Source organism: Phytoactinopolyspora endophytica (assembly GCF_004138495.1).
Taxonomy (GTDB): Bacteria; Actinomycetota; Actinomycetes; order Jiangellales; family Jiangellaceae; genus Phytoactinopolyspora; species Phytoactinopolyspora endophytica.
Genome location: NZ_ML142849.1, coordinates 347,020 through 360,185, shown reverse-complemented (window position 1 = coordinate 360,185; position 13,166 = coordinate 347,020). Strand labels below are relative to the sequence as shown.

13 protein-coding genes are annotated in these 13,166 nt (G+C 64.1%); 7 read left to right on the top strand and 6 right to left on the bottom strand.

Annotation, left to right across the window (positions count from 1 at the left end; genetic code table 11):
- The 4 genes from ELR45_RS01575 to ELR45_RS01560 all read left to right on the top strand — a co-directional run.
- The coding region (locus tag ELR45_RS01575; protein WP_165367379.1) for an ATP-binding cassette domain-containing protein at nt 1–413 on the top strand (413 nt) is incomplete at its 5' end.
- On the top strand, nt 410–1,183 hold the full coding sequence (locus tag ELR45_RS01570) for an ABC transporter ATP-binding protein (protein WP_129662872.1): 774 nt from the start codon (nt 410–412) through the stop codon (nt 1,181–1,183). The genes ELR45_RS01575 and ELR45_RS01570, both read left to right, overlap by 4 nt.
- Before the next feature lie 149 nt (nt 1,184–1,332).
- Nucleotides 1,333–2,109: an IclR family transcriptional regulator gene (locus ELR45_RS01565; protein WP_165367378.1), complete on the top strand. Its 777-nt coding sequence runs from the start codon at nt 1,333–1,335 to the stop codon at nt 2,107–2,109.
- Nucleotides 2,110–2,152: 43 nt separating this feature from the next.
- Nucleotides 2,153–3,274 carry a CaiB/BaiF CoA transferase family protein gene (locus tag ELR45_RS01560; RefSeq protein WP_165367377.1) on the top strand — a complete coding sequence of 374 codons (1,122 nt, stop codon included), beginning with the start codon at nt 2,153–2,155 and terminating at the stop codon, nt 3,272–3,274.
- Between the two features lie 24 nt (nt 3,275–3,298).
- Here the strand turns inward: ELR45_RS01560 and ELR45_RS01555 are convergent, their stop codons facing one another.
- The 6 genes from ELR45_RS01555 to ELR45_RS01530 form a co-directional block, all read right to left on the bottom strand.
- Entirely contained in the window at nt 3,299–3,724 is a 426-nt protein-coding gene (locus ELR45_RS01555) for a cupin domain-containing protein (protein WP_165367376.1), read from the bottom strand.
- 131 nt (nt 3,725–3,855) lie between these two features.
- Nucleotides 3,856–5,004 carry an N-methyl-L-tryptophan oxidase gene (gene solA / locus ELR45_RS01550; RefSeq protein WP_129662865.1) on the bottom strand — a complete coding sequence of 383 codons (1,149 nt, stop codon included), beginning with the start codon at nt 5,002–5,004 and terminating at the stop codon, nt 3,856–3,858.
- A gap of 63 nt (nt 5,005–5,067) precedes the next feature.
- Nucleotides 5,068–5,877 carry an ABC transporter ATP-binding protein gene (locus ELR45_RS01545; RefSeq protein WP_205855678.1) on the bottom strand — a complete coding sequence of 270 codons (810 nt, stop codon included), beginning with the start codon at nt 5,875–5,877 and terminating at the stop codon, nt 5,068–5,070.
- A complete protein-coding gene (locus ELR45_RS01540) occupies nt 5,874–7,559 on the bottom strand; it encodes a dipeptide/oligopeptide/nickel ABC transporter permease/ATP-binding protein (RefSeq protein ID WP_129662863.1) in 1,686 nt (561 codons plus the stop codon). The genes ELR45_RS01545 and ELR45_RS01540 overlap by 4 nt, the downstream gene beginning before the upstream one ends.
- Nucleotides 7,556–8,569 carry an ABC transporter permease gene (locus tag ELR45_RS01535; protein WP_205855677.1) on the bottom strand — a complete coding sequence of 338 codons (1,014 nt, stop codon included), beginning with the start codon at nt 8,567–8,569 and terminating at the stop codon, nt 7,556–7,558. Before ELR45_RS01535 ends, ELR45_RS01540 begins: the two co-directional genes overlap by 4 nt.
- A 4-nt stretch (nt 8,570–8,573) precedes the next feature.
- Complete coding sequence (locus ELR45_RS01530) at nt 8,574–10,151, bottom strand: ABC transporter substrate-binding protein (RefSeq protein WP_129662861.1); 1,578 nt, start codon at nt 10,149–10,151, stop codon at nt 8,574–8,576.
- A gap of 459 nt (nt 10,152–10,610) precedes the next feature.
- Here ELR45_RS01530 and ELR45_RS01525 point away from each other — a divergent pair, with 459 nt between their 5' ends.
- From ELR45_RS01525 to ELR45_RS01515, 3 genes are all read left to right on the top strand, one after another.
- The gene (locus tag ELR45_RS01525) at nt 10,611–11,585 is read left to right on the top strand and encodes a dipeptidase (RefSeq protein WP_165367375.1); all 975 of its coding nucleotides are present in this window, start codon (nt 10,611–10,613) and stop codon (nt 11,583–11,585) included.
- A 149-nt stretch (nt 11,586–11,734) separates the two neighbouring features.
- Nucleotides 11,735–12,544, top strand: coding sequence for a YdcF family protein (locus tag ELR45_RS01520; protein ID WP_129662858.1), 810 nt, complete (start codon nt 11,735–11,737; stop codon nt 12,542–12,544).
- A 242-nt stretch (nt 12,545–12,786) separates the two neighbouring features.
- Nucleotides 12,787–13,074, top strand: coding sequence for a hypothetical protein (locus ELR45_RS01515; RefSeq protein WP_129662856.1), 288 nt, complete (start codon nt 12,787–12,789; stop codon nt 13,072–13,074).
- The last annotated feature ends 92 nt before the right edge of the window (nt 13,075–13,166 follow it).

Below are 13,166 nucleotides of genomic sequence, written 5' to 3'. Positions count from 1 at the left end.
AGTACCCGCACGAGTTCTCGGGAGGTATGCGTCAGCGAGCCATGATCGGCATGGCGCTCACCGGCACGCCCAAGCTGATCATCGCCGACGAGCCGACGACGGCGCTGGACGTCACGGTGCAGCGCCAGGTGATGGGTGTGCTGCGCCGAGCGCAGCGCGAAACCGGTGCGGCGATCATTTTCATCTCGCATGACATCGCGCTTGTCTCAGCGTTCTGCGACCGCCTCGTCGTCATGAAGGACGGTCAGATCGTCGAGGCCCTCAACGCCGAGCGCATCCGTCAGGACGCGACTCATCCCTACACCCGGGCACTGATCGCGTGCATGCCGGACATGAACTCCGACCGTACGCGTCCGCTGCCGATGATCCCGCCCGAGTTCGCCGCCGATGCCGCTGACGAGGTGTCGGCATGAACGCGCTGGAGATCCATGACCTTAGTGTCCGCTACGGTCGCACGACGGTGGTCAGCGATGTGAACCTTGTGGTGCCGAAGGGCCGAACGGTCGGGTTGGTCGGGGAGTCGGGATCAGGGAAGAGCACCGTTGCGGCTGCGGCCGTGGGACTGGTGCGACCCGATGGCGGCGACATCCGGGTCGACGGCGTCAGCGCCGTCGGTCGCGGCGCCGCCGCGCGACGTGCCCGGCTGCGCCTGCAGCTCGTGTTTCAAGACCCGTTCTCGGCACTCGACCCGCGAATGTCCATCGGTGGCTCGATCGCGGAGGCGCTGCGTGCGACCGGTCGTCGTTGGTCGAAAGACGCGCGCATCGCACGCGTGCGGGACCTGCTGCGCCAGGTCCACCTCGATCCCGATCGAGCCGGCGATCTGCCCGGTGCCTTCTCCGGCGGCCAGCGTCAGCGCATTACCATTGCGCGAGCGCTGGCGGGTGAGCCGTCGGTTCTCATCGCGGATGAGGTGACGAGTGCCCTCGACGTATCCGTGCAGGGGGCGATTCTCAACCTCCTGGGTGAACTGCAGGACGAGCTCGGCCTCTCGATCCTCTTCATCTCCCACAACCTCGCCGTTGTGCGCTACATCAGCGACGACGTGTGTGTCATGCGACACGGACGCCTAGTCGAGACGGGGGAGACCGAGTCGCTGCTGGCCCATCCGGCCGACCCATATACGCAGGAGTTGCTAGACGCGGTACCGGTCCTCGGCGAAAGGCTGGTGTTTGATGACTGAGTCCCCCTGGGCTCGCCCAGCCGGGCGCTTGACACACAATGATTCTCCACTACTGTTATGTATATGCGTACAAGCGTACGCCTAGAGCGTACAGACGTGACTGTTTCGGGATCCGCGCCAGGCGGCTGGTCTCGCCATTGGCAGGCGCCATGAGTAGTGACGGGAAACAGAAACGGGAGCGGGACCCCATTGGCTCTCTGGTGCGGGTACTTGACGCGCTGGCCGAATTCGGAGATCGGCCTACCGGGGTCCGGGAGCTCGCGCGCAGACTCGATCTCCCTCCGTCGACGGTGCAGCGTACGCTCGACAGCGCGCGAAACGCCAGTGTTGTCAATGCGACTCAAGATGGCAAGTGGACCATCGGCTGGGAGATGTTCCGCGTCGCGTCGTCTGTCACGAATCTGAAGCCGTTCCTCGTCTGCCAGGATGAACTCGACTTACTCACCGAGCGGATCGGCGAAACGACGGTCCTCACCGTACTCGACTTGGAGAAGAACCAACGCATGTTCGTGGCCGCGAGCGAGAGTTCGCGGCCAGTCAGGTTCGTTCCCGAGTGCTATGTCTGGCTGCCGGCACTCGCGGGCGCCACGGGCCTAGCGATTGTGGCGAACTTGGCCGAATCTGACCGCCGGAGGATTCACGAGGCGACTCCTGCTGGAGAACGCACTCTCCGTATCAGGACCATAGCCGACCTTGAGAGTACGTGTGAGCGTATCAGGGCCGACGGCTACGCGTTGAGCGAGAACGAAGTGGACCTTGGCGCGTGCTCGGTCGCCGTGTCCGTGAATCTGCGGGCGGACATTTTGTGTGCTTTAGGCGTGATTGTTCCTCAGCAACGGTTTGAGCCTCCGGATGACGCGATGCTGGCCAGCATCCGACGTACAGCTTCTCGCATCGCGACAAAGTTCGGCAGCCGCGAGAGGTGAGCTATGTGTCCATTGCGACGAGATGAAACAGCGGAGCGCTTCTGTGTCGAAACTGCCCCTCGAAGGACTGACCATTCTCGACTGCACCTCTGTGGTTATGGGACCTTATGCCACCTCGCTTCTGGCGGATCTCGGCGCAGACGTGATCAAGATCGAGCCACCCGGGGGTGACATTGGACGCGCGATAGGACCACGCGCGGCCGACGGGTTATCGGCATTGTCCCTTCGCCTGCTGCGCAACAAGCGCTCGACCGTACTAGACCTATCCCACGCCGGCGACTATCGGCAATTCGCCGACCTCGTGGCACGGGCGGACGCTGTGGTGACGAACATTCGCCCTTCGGCCCGAGACAGACTCGGCCTCGACTATGAGTCCCTACGTGCGCTCCGGGGCGACATCGTGCTGTGCACGGCCCAGGCGTTCAGTTCATGCTCAGCACGGCGGGACGTACCTGCTTACGACGACACAGTGCAGGCACTCTCTGGCATGTCCGATACCTATCGCCTACGAGACGGTGAGCCGGCCTTCGCGCCATCAGTCATAGCCGACAAGGTCTGCGGGATCTTGATGGCGCTCGCCACGCTCTCGGCGCTGTTCGCGCGCGCCCGCGACGGAGAAGGCCAGTGGGTCGATGTCCCCATGGTCGACAACATGGCCGCATTCAATCTCGTCGAGCATCTCGCTGGATTCACATTCATACCACCGGACGGTGACGCTGGTTGGCCGCGATCGCTCTCGCCTCATCGGCGTCCGCACGCCGCACGCGATGGCTGGGCATGCGTCATGCCTTACACGGACGAAGATTGGCGCAAGTTCCTTGTCCTCGCCCAGCGCATCGACCTGGTGGAGACCGATAGGTTCGCGACCGCAGCCAACCGGAACGAGCACGACGACGAGGCGCAGTCAGTGATCGCTGAGTTCGTCGCCGCGCGTTCAGTACGAGAGATCATCACCGACTGCGCGTCGATAGGCGTGGCGTGCGCCGAGGTACGCACGCTCGAATCGCTTCTGAAGGATGACTACCTCGCCTCCAGAGGTGTGATCGAGGAAGCAGTACACCCCGAAGCCGGGCCGTACCAGAGTGTGCGATTGCCGTTCGATTTCAGTAGGACGCCGATCGGCCACCGTTCCCCGGCGCCGTCACTCGACACTGACCGCCGCTGATCAGGCCCTATCCCGTCAAGCTCTTCATCGTTGACGCTCCTCGCTGCCTTGTGGCGGACCGAAGACAAGAACCAGCTCCGCCGGACGGTCGGACTCGTTAAGCACGGAGTGCACGACGCCCGCGGGAACGTAGGCCGCGTCGCCCCTCTTCAGCACGGTGCGGTCGCCGTCGGCGGTCATCACGACTTCACCCTCGACGACGAGATACAGCTCGTCCGAGCTCTCTGGTGTGCAGCTACCGCTATGACCTTCCAGGTGGAAATGTGCACCTTCCTCGGCTCCGGGTTCAAGGTGGTAGCGCATCAACGAGGTCGGCAGCGCACTGGTCCTGTCGAAGTAGTGTTCGACTCCTATCGGCGCACGCCCGGCGTAGAACCGCCGCTCGCGAATTTCGTCATCACGCCGCTGAATGACCGTCTGCAAATCCTTGTCCTTCCGCCGTGGGCTCACACATGTCCATAGAAGTCACGGTGCACTCCGCGGCCACCGGGACGCCGACCACGGTGCTGGCCACGTCGAGCATGGATGCGTCGAACGGCTGGGTCGCGGACCTGCATGGCTCTCATTTCTCTGACTCGCGGCTAGCTTGTCGGCACGGCGGCGTTCGACGGCACGGCGAAGGCGGAGATGTCATCGTCGGTCTCGCCGTCGACGGCAAGCTCGGCAAGGATCCGTCCGATCGCGGGTGTGAACTTGAAGGCGTGGCCGGCGCCCAGACCGACGATGATGTCCGGATGTTCCGGCACCGCGCCGATGACGAACTCACGGTTCGGCGTGATCGCGTACTGGCAGGTCACCGTGCGCAGGGCCGGCCCGCTATCCGGGATGACGTCGTGCATGAAGGACGAGAGCTGCTCGAGCAGCTCCGGCGAGGGTACGAAGGTGCGCTCTTCCGGCGTCATCAGGTTGTCCGACCTGTCACGGGCAGCCTTGATCGTCGGCTCGCCGTACGTCGGAAAGCCGTAGAAGTTGAATGTGTCCTCCCAGATCCACACGGGGAAGCGGTCGCGATCGAAGCGCCCTGGATCCACCGGCTTGAAATAGGTGACCTGCTCCTGCATCGGGATCAGTGGAATCTCCGCGCCGAGTGGGGCGAGCAGCGTGTTCGTCCACGCGTCGGTGGCCAGGATGACCTTCCTGGCACGGACGTCGTCCGTCGCGGTGTGGACAATGACGCCGGATCCATCCGGGCTCACGCGTTCCACCGGGGTGCGGTCCCGGATCACGGCGCCGTGCGCTCGCGCCTGCATCTGCAGGGCGGCGACCGAACGGGAGGCATGGACGATTCCGGTGTCGGAGGTGTAGACCGTTTCCACGTTCTCGGGCAGCCGGAACTGTGGCCAGCGCTCCCTCACCTCCGACGGGCCGAGGAACTCGAAGGGGACGCCGACCTTTTCCAGGCTGGAGACGAAGTCTCTGGCGCTGTAGGGCCCATCCGTCGGACAGAAGATCAAGCCCCCGGTCACGGTGACGAGCTTCTCTCCGGAGACCTTCTCGAAATCGGCCCAGTCCCGGTAGGCCGACGTCGCGAGACTCACGTATCTCGGAGTGCCGTAGGACGTCCTGATGATGCGGGACGTGTCGTGCGAGGCTCCGCGGACGTGTCCGAGCTCGAACTGCTCGAATGCGACGACGTTCACGCCTCTCCGGGCGAGGTGATAGGCGGCCGCGCTTCCGAGCGCGCCCATACCGACGACCGCGACGGCGAAGGCTTCCGCGTGGTGAGTCACTGTTTCCTCCTCCTTCTTGGCCCCGCCCGTCACAGCAGAGCGAGGTCCAGGTTTGCTGTGGCGTCAGTCAAGGCTGAAACCCTCCGAGCCGGGCACGGAAGCAAGCAACCGGCGGGTATATTCGTGCTGCGGATCGCGGTATACGTCGTCCACCTTGCCCTGTTCGACGATGACACCCTGGTGCATCACGGCGACGTACTCGCACAGCGTCTGGACGACCGCCAGGTTGTGCGAGATGAACAGCATCGACGCCTCGATGGTGCTCTCCAGCGACCGCAGCAACTTCAAGATCTCCGCCTGGACCGAGACGTCCAGAGCCGACGTGATCTCATCCGCGATGATCAACCGCGGTTGGAGGATCAGCGCGCGGGCGATCGCGATGCGCTGTCTCTGACCGCCGGAGAACTGGTACGGGTACTTCTCCACCACGTTCGCATCGAGGCGCACCTGCTCCAGCGCCCGGGCGATCGCCTGCTCATGGTCCGATGGTTTGGCGCGTCTCGGGTCGAGCGCCTCGGCGAGCGTCTGTCCGACGGTCCGGCGGGGGCTGAGAGTGGAGAACGGATCCTGCGGGATGTACTGGACCTGCCGCCGCATGGTGGCGCGACGTCGCTTTCCGACCGAGAAGACGTCCTCTCCATGGACCAGTACCTGGCCCTCGCGTGGCTTGTTGATACCCACGACGGTCTTGCCGAGCGTGGATTTGCCTGAGCCGGACTCGCCGACCAGGCCGACTACCGTGTGGGCCGGTACGGTGATATCCACGTCCCGCAGTACGGAGGTATGGCCGAAGGACACGTACAGCCCGCGGGTCTCGAGCGGCGGCGTCGTGTCGATGTCCATCGGGACCTGGTTCGCGGCCTCAGCTGTCACAAAGACTCCTGCGGAGCCGTCACGCGGGGTGATACGTCCACAACGGGGACGGCCTCCATCAGCGCCTTGGTGTAGGGGTGGCGCACGTCGTGGCTCTTCAGCTGGGCAGGCGTGAGATGTTCCACGATCTCTCCCTCCTTCATCACCAGGATTCGGTCACACAACGCCTCGACGACGCCGAGATCGTGGGAGACAAAGAGCATCGCGGTGCCCTGTGTCCGGTGAATCCTGCGGAACTGGCGCAGCACCTCGTGCTGCACGGTCACGTCAAGCGCCGTCGTGGGCTCGTCGGCCACGATCAACTTCGGCGTCGTGACCAGGGTGGTGGCGATCATGCCCCGCTGCCGCATGCCACCGGACAGCTTGTGCGGATGCTGCCTCAACCGGTGCGCGGGCTCGCTGATGTTCACCTGTGCCAACGCTTCGGTGATGAGCTTGCGGGCACGGCGGCGGCCCATGCCCAGGTGGGTGCGGAGCACCTCGGTGAGCTGCACTCCCATGCGCAACGACGGATTGAAGGTGCTCCCGGGGTCCTGGTAGATGACCGAGATCTCCCTGCCGAGGCGGCTGCGGTCCGGCTGCCCGAGCATGTTCATGTCGTCCACGCGCAGAACGTCCGCCTGCACCTCGAGCTCCTCGGCCTGTAGGCCGGCCACCGACATGGAGGTGAGCGACTTGCCCGATCCGGACTCACCAACCAGGGCGACCACTTCGCCGGGCTCGATGGTCAGGGAGACGCCACGCACCAGGTCGGCGCCGCCGGGAACGCTGACCCGTAGGTTCTCCACGCGCACCAGTGCCGTATCCCGGTCGGGGATCTCCGCGACGGCGGGAGTGAACGGACGTCGCACGGCTCGGCGACTGGCGCGTGGATTGGCACGGGCGGCCAGGGCGTCCCCGAGCAACATGGCGGCCAGCCCGGTGAGCACGATCATGACGGACGGCCCCACGACGGACGTCGGCTGGGTGTAGATCTGCGTGAGGCTCTCGTTCAGCAGAAGGCCGAAGTCATAGCTCGGGGATTGCACGCCCAAGCCGATGAACGACAGCGCCGACAGTTCCACCAGGGACAGGGCGAATACGGTGGTGGCCAGGATCAGCAGCGGCTCGGCCATGTTCGGCAGGATGTGCCGTGCCGCGATCGCCGAGGGTCGCACGCCGAGCAGCCGAGCCGTGGTGACGTACTCGCTGGTGGAGATCTTGGCCGCGAGGTTCGCCGTCAGGCGAGCGAAACTCGGGATACCCGCAATGCCGATCGCGACAACGCTCGAGACAACCCCGGGACGCAGGATGGCCGCGATGACGAGGGCGAAGATCAGGCTGGGATAGGCCACCGCGGTCTCCAGGAACCGCAGTGCGATCTTGCGGACCCGTGGCGAGGACAGCCAGATCCCGACGCCCACGACCATGCCGCCGACGACCGCCAGGATGGTGGCGCCGGCGGTCATCAACAACGTGAGGCGGGTGGCGACCAGTGCCCGGGCCAAGTTGTCCCGCCCCAGGTTGTCGGTACCCAGGAGGTGATCTGCGCTGGGGTCTTGCCCGGCCTGACCGGTCAGCTCCGAAGCCGGTGTGGACAACATGACCGGAGCCACCACCGCCAATATGAGCAGGCACAGGCCGAGCAGCAGGCCGCCCATCATGGAAGGCGTCCACAGTCCTCCGCGTTTGAGACTGTTCATGCCTCGGCCTCCATCGTCCGGGGGTCGATGATCGCCAGGATGACGTCGACCAGAATGATGATCACAGTCGCCATCAGGCCGAGGATGAGGATCGTGCCCCGGATGACGGGGTAGTCGCGGGACAGGATGGCGTCGACGATTCCCTGACCGAGCCCGGGCCAGGCGAACACCGTCTCGATGACGATCGCCCCGCCGAGCTGTGCGGCCAGGATGAGCCCGGAGAGCGTGAGCGTCGTGGTGATGACGTTCGGTAGGACGTACCGGCCGAACAACCGCACCTGGCCGATCCGCCACCCCCTGGCGGTGCGGATGTAGTCCTGGTCGAGTACGACGGCGGTCTCCCGGCGCACCACCCGCGAGACCACGCAGGTGGGCAGCAGCATCAGCGCCAGTGTCGGCAGGACCAGCGAGGACAGGTTCTCCGCTCCGGCCGCCGGGAACAGGCCGAGCCCGACGGCGAAGACCACGACGAGCAAGGTGGCCATGACGTATTGCGGCACGGAGTAGACCAGGCTCGTCACGAAGTTGAACAGGTGATCCAGCCACGGCCGGCGCCCACCGTGGGTGAGGTAGGCGACCAGCATGCCCACCGGCACCGAGATGATCAGCACCAGACTGATGGCGAGCACTGCCAGCTCCGCAGTGAACGGCAGCCGGGCGAGGATCACCGACGCGACGTCCTCCCCGCTCGTGAACGACGTCCCCAGATCCAGGGTGAACAGCCCGCCGACGTAGTCCAGAAACTGGCCGTACAGTGGCTGGTCCAGCCCGAGCTCTTCCCGGATGTACTCTATCTGCGCCCCGCTGGCCTCCTGGCCGGCCGCCGCGATGGCAGGATCACCGGGAATCAACGGGACGATCACGAAGGTCACGCCGACCAGGAGAACGAACGACAGCACCAATCCGCCCAGCCGCCGGAGGCTGAACCGCAGCCACGGCCGCTCCCGCAGCCCGGTGGTAGGCGGCGCCGCTACGGGCTGCGACTCCTGGTGAACGATCGACGCGCTCACGCCCTCAGCCCTCGTCGTCGATCCGCATCGTGCTGATGTCGGCCTGGCCGTTGTAGACACCGACCGAGAAGCCAGGACGGACGGTGACCTGTGCCGGTAGGTAGGACAGCGGCATCACGTCGGCCTCATCGATCAGCGTCTCCTGGATGTCCTGGTAGATCGCGCACCGCGCCTGCTCGTCGGGCTCTGCCATGGCTTGGTCGACCTTCGTCAAGATCTCCTGGTGGGGGACGCCCGACCAGTTCGCGCCGCCGTCCTCGGCGGGCAGCCCGATGATGGGTGAGAGCGCGCCGAACATCGTGGCGCCGGCGTTGATCGCCGGGAACACGGTGACGTCCCACGCCCCGGGTTGCGTACTGCCGGTGGTCGACCAGGTGGCGACGTCGACATTGTTGAGCTCGACCTGTGCCCCTGCCTCGCGGAGCGCCTCCGCGACGTAGCTGTTGCCCGCGCCCTGTGGACCGATCACGTCCATCCCGAGGACGCGGATCGTCTGACCGCTCAGCGCCTGCTGGGCCGCCGCGGCATCCTGCTCGATGAGCAGGGAGTCGTCGGTACTGGCGCACGGGACCGCAACGTGGCTGAACGTGGTCGCGAGTTCTCCGCGGCCGCCCGTCGCCGCGCTGTTGAACGCTTCCCGGCCCAGCGTCTGGACCACGGCTCGTCGTGCCGCCTCGTCAGAGAAGATGCTGCCGGGCCGCTCGTTGAAGAGCAGATACAGGCTTGAGGAGGGCAGCTTGTGGGTGCCGTATCCCTCCTCGCCCTCGAAGCGAGTCATGTCTTCGGTCCTGATGGCGGCGATGTCCATGTCGCCGGTGAGCAACGCGTTCGCCCGGGCGGAATCGTTGCCCACGACGTCTATCTCGACGGTCTGTGCGGGCTCGCCCTCGACGGCCGGGTCGCTGTACTCCGGCCACGCCGCGTAGTCCTCGCGCAACGTGAACGTGTAGGACACACCGGGCGAGCTGTTGCTGAGTACGTATGGCCCGGAGAAGGCGCCCTCGACGGCACCCGTCTCCAGCTCTTCTGTGTTCTCCAGGCCCGCCGTGCACACGATGCCGGTGGCCTCGAGGCTCAGCCCCTGGAGCAGGTCCAGCCACGGCTGCGCGAGCTCGATGGTGACCGTATTCGTCTCGTTGTCGGCGGAGATCGTGGGCTGGCCGGGTCCGAACACGATCTCCCGGAAGACCGACACCTCGGCCGTTGCCATCGCCTGCAGCGAGTTCTTGACCACGTCGGCCGTGATCGGCGTGCCGTCCGCGCACGTCGCGTCGTCGCGGAGGGTGAGTTCCGCACTGGTCGGCGTGGTTTCCCACGAGGTGGCCAGGGCGGGCACGATCTCGTTGTCCGTGCCACGCCGCACGAGCGTGTTGAAGAGCAGCCGGTTGAGATCGTAGTCGTCCCGGTTCTGCACCATCCACGGCGTGAACGTCGTCGGAGCGGCATTGAGCGTGGTCCGGATCGTGTCCGTACCCCCGGAGCCGCCACCATCGTCCCCACCCGAGCTACCGGTGGTGCACGCGGCCAGCCCTAGAGCAGCGCTGGCCGCCATGGTCACAGCTCGGACCTTCATGTTCACCATGTGTCTCCCTTCGCGACTGCGTGTTCTGGCGGTGCACTCGCTGGACCGGTAAGGAGGGCATGAACTGACTTGGCTAGCTGTACGCTTTAAGCGAACGAACGTACGCGTGAAGGGTTTATAGACTAGTCGGGAATCCGCATACGTCAAGGCCGGCGACGCTCTACGACATCAAGGCTTTTACTCGTCACATATCTGCGCCGCCACGACATAGTGAAAGCGGCGTCCTAAGGGTGACCTGCGCTCGGGTTCTCGCGAAGGGCATAAGATACATCGTGCCGAGATGTGACAGTGTGCTCAATGTGGCTGTGCCCCACTGAGTGGTGCGCAGAGTGGGTGGATGTTACATATCCCGGAGGGGAGGTAGGCGATCGCCACCTCGATTACGAATGGCTGGTATGGTCCTCGTGGCGCCTGGCTCGGACCTCGATGAGTACGAATAGGAAACTCTCAGGAGAAACTATGCCTCATCAAAGCGTAACGATAGATGGTTGCAATCCCAGTAACTGGGATTCGCCGGATGTATTTGACCACATGATTCAGGGTCGAGTAGCGGCCGCAAACGCGACTATTGCCATTTGGGAAGGGTTCTCCGAGACCGTCGACGAAACGGCGAAGTGGCACCGCAGGTTCCGACAAGACCAGGCGAAGGTCATTCATGTCCGTCATGCCGATGACATCATTAAAGCCGATCAAGAAAACAAAGCAGGAATAGTCCTGGGATGGCAGAACATCTCTCCGATACATAATGATTTCGAACGCTTAGAGGCGTTTCAAGTCCTAGGAGTTCGAATTGTGCAGCTCGCTTATAACATCAGAAATCTCGTGGCAAACGGGTGCTACGAAGCCAACGATGATGGTCTCAGTATGTTCGGAGTGAGGACGGTCAAGAAACTGAATGAACTGGGGATACTCATCGACCTTTCTCACGTGGGGGACCAGAGCAGCGTGCACGCGATCGATGTTTCGAACCAGCCCGTGGCCTTCACCCACACGAACCTCCGCGAGTTCTTCGATCATCCGCGTAATAAGCCCGCGGATCTGATCCGAGCTCTCGTCTCCGGGGGTGGAGTAGTTGGCGCGAATGCTTACCCGCAATTTTTGCCGAGTGGATACGAAGCTGACTTAAGAGAGTATCTGGACGGTGTGGAGCGTCTCATCGAAATCGCCGGCATCGACCATGTTGGTATTGCGACTGATTCTTGCGAAGGTCACGACTGGGATTTTTGGCGCTACCTAGGGCGCCTGCATGGAACTACCCCTCATTTTGAGATCGACTTACCCAGACCAAACCCTGTCATTAAGGGATTGGCAGGGACATTCGACATTCCTAATGTCGCCGAAGGTCTTCGCAGTCGCGGTTACAACGAAGACGACGTTGCCAAAGTTATGGGCGGGAATTGGCTACGCCTTTACCAGACAGTGTGGGCGGTGTAACTATTTGGTTGGCTGATAGGGTTAGCCCTGACACCTGGCTACGAGATCTTCGCGCCAGAAACCTAGGCTGAGGCCGGAGCCGTGCCCCGGCGTCCCGGCGGGCTCCGCACCGGTTCCAACAACGCTTCGGGGCGCTACATTGAGAGATGATGACTGAGCAGGACGAGCGTGCAGTCTCGATCACCCCGCACACTCGTGGCGACATGAACCGGATCGCTGGGTATCTTGCGCGGCGGGACATCCCGTCGCTGTCCACGTCTCATGGCCCAGAGCGGCTAGATGTGCTGGTCCTCTGCGGCAGCGCCGTGCTGAGTGCGATCGACAGTGCGGCGGCCGCCTTCCAGGACGGGCTCGTTCCCCGGATCCTCGTGTCCGGCGGGATCGGGCACTCGACGCCGTACCTGCGACGGGCGGTTGACGACCACCCGCGCTATCGCGGCGTGCCGAGCGACGGGCGGTCGGAGGCAGCGGTCATCGCGGAGATCCTCCATAGGCACCACGATGTGCCCGCGCTCGCCATCATGAACGAGGACAAGGCCAGTAACTGCGGCGAGAATGCGGAGTTCTCGGTTGATGTCCTCATGCGGGACCTCAACGTCGCGCGATCCATTCTGCTCATCCAGGACCCGACCATGCAGCGGCGCACACATGAGAACTTCCGGCGCGCGCTCCGAAGGATGCCTGGCGCCAGGGTGTGGAGTTACGCACCGTTCGTCCCTTCCGTGACGCACGACGACGGTGGCGGCGGCGTCAGGGACGCGGATGGAAACGTCGTCTGGTCGAGACGTCGACTCACGAGTCTCCTGCTGGGTGAGATGCGCAGGCTGTACGACGATGAGCATGGATACGGCCCGAACGGGACCGGTTTCATCGACCACGTCGACGTCCCGGAGGAGGTCGTGGCGGCGTACGCACGACTGAGGAACGAGTATCCGGGTGCTGTGAGGCTGGCCTTGTAGTTGTACTCCGTCGAGTTTTGACAAGGTCAGGCAGGCGGCTTGAGGGGCGCGAAGCCGCAGGTCAAGTCGTCAGCACGATTCTCGACAGGGTGCGGGGTGAACAGCGACGTTGATCCGTGGCTGGTGACCAGGCTCTGTCGAGGTCCGTTCACGGGGCCAGCAGAAAGGTGTTAGTTCTTCATCGGCTTGCCCTCTTACCAGTGTCCGGCACGGTGCCGGGCGTCAACAGATGGGAGGGCATCATGCCTGCCAGCAAGAAGACACAGCGTCGGTACACACTGACCCGCATCGTCGGTTCCGGATTCGCCGGGGCCGCATTGGTGGTTGCGGCGTTCGCGTCGAGTACCGCGGCGGCCACCAGCGACGGCGACTTCACGCGTGCCGATCCGGACCGAAGCGAGACGATATATTTCGACCCGTTCCGCACGTTCACAAACTGCCTCGCTGCCGCGGCTCACCCGGACAGCGTGTACCCCGGCGTAGACCCGGATGAGGTGAACAGCTGCCTGGAGGCCAACGGCGTTCTCTGACCGAAGGCGTCTGCATTGGGGGTTCAGGTTACGAGCAGGCGAAGGCTGATCGTCGAGCTATGCCTCGGGCCGGCGTGGTGGGTGTGGTGTGT

Bases quoted from the DNA above. Each gene is read 5' to 3' on its own strand.
- ELR45_RS01565 (WP_165367378.1), top strand. From the start codon at position 1,333: ATGAGTAGTGACGGGAAACAGAAACGGGAGCGGGACCCCATTGGCTCT.
- ELR45_RS01530 (WP_129662861.1), bottom strand. From the start codon at position 10,151: ATGGTGAACATGAAGGTCCGAGCTGTGACCATGGCGGCCAGCGCTGCT.
- ELR45_RS01515 (WP_129662856.1), top strand. From the start codon at position 12,787: ATGCCTGCCAGCAAGAAGACACAGCGTCGGTACACACTGACCCGCATC.
- ELR45_RS01540 (WP_129662863.1), bottom strand. From the start codon at position 7,559: ATGAACAGTCTCAAACGCGGAGGACTGTGGACGCCTTCCATGATGGGC.
- ELR45_RS01570 (WP_129662872.1), top strand. From the start codon at position 410: ATGAACGCGCTGGAGATCCATGACCTTAGTGTCCGCTACGGTCGCACG.
- ELR45_RS01520 (WP_129662858.1), top strand. From the start codon at position 11,735: ATGACTGAGCAGGACGAGCGTGCAGTCTCGATCACCCCGCACACTCGT.
- ELR45_RS01525 (WP_165367375.1), top strand. From the start codon at position 10,611: ATGCCTCATCAAAGCGTAACGATAGATGGTTGCAATCCCAGTAACTGG.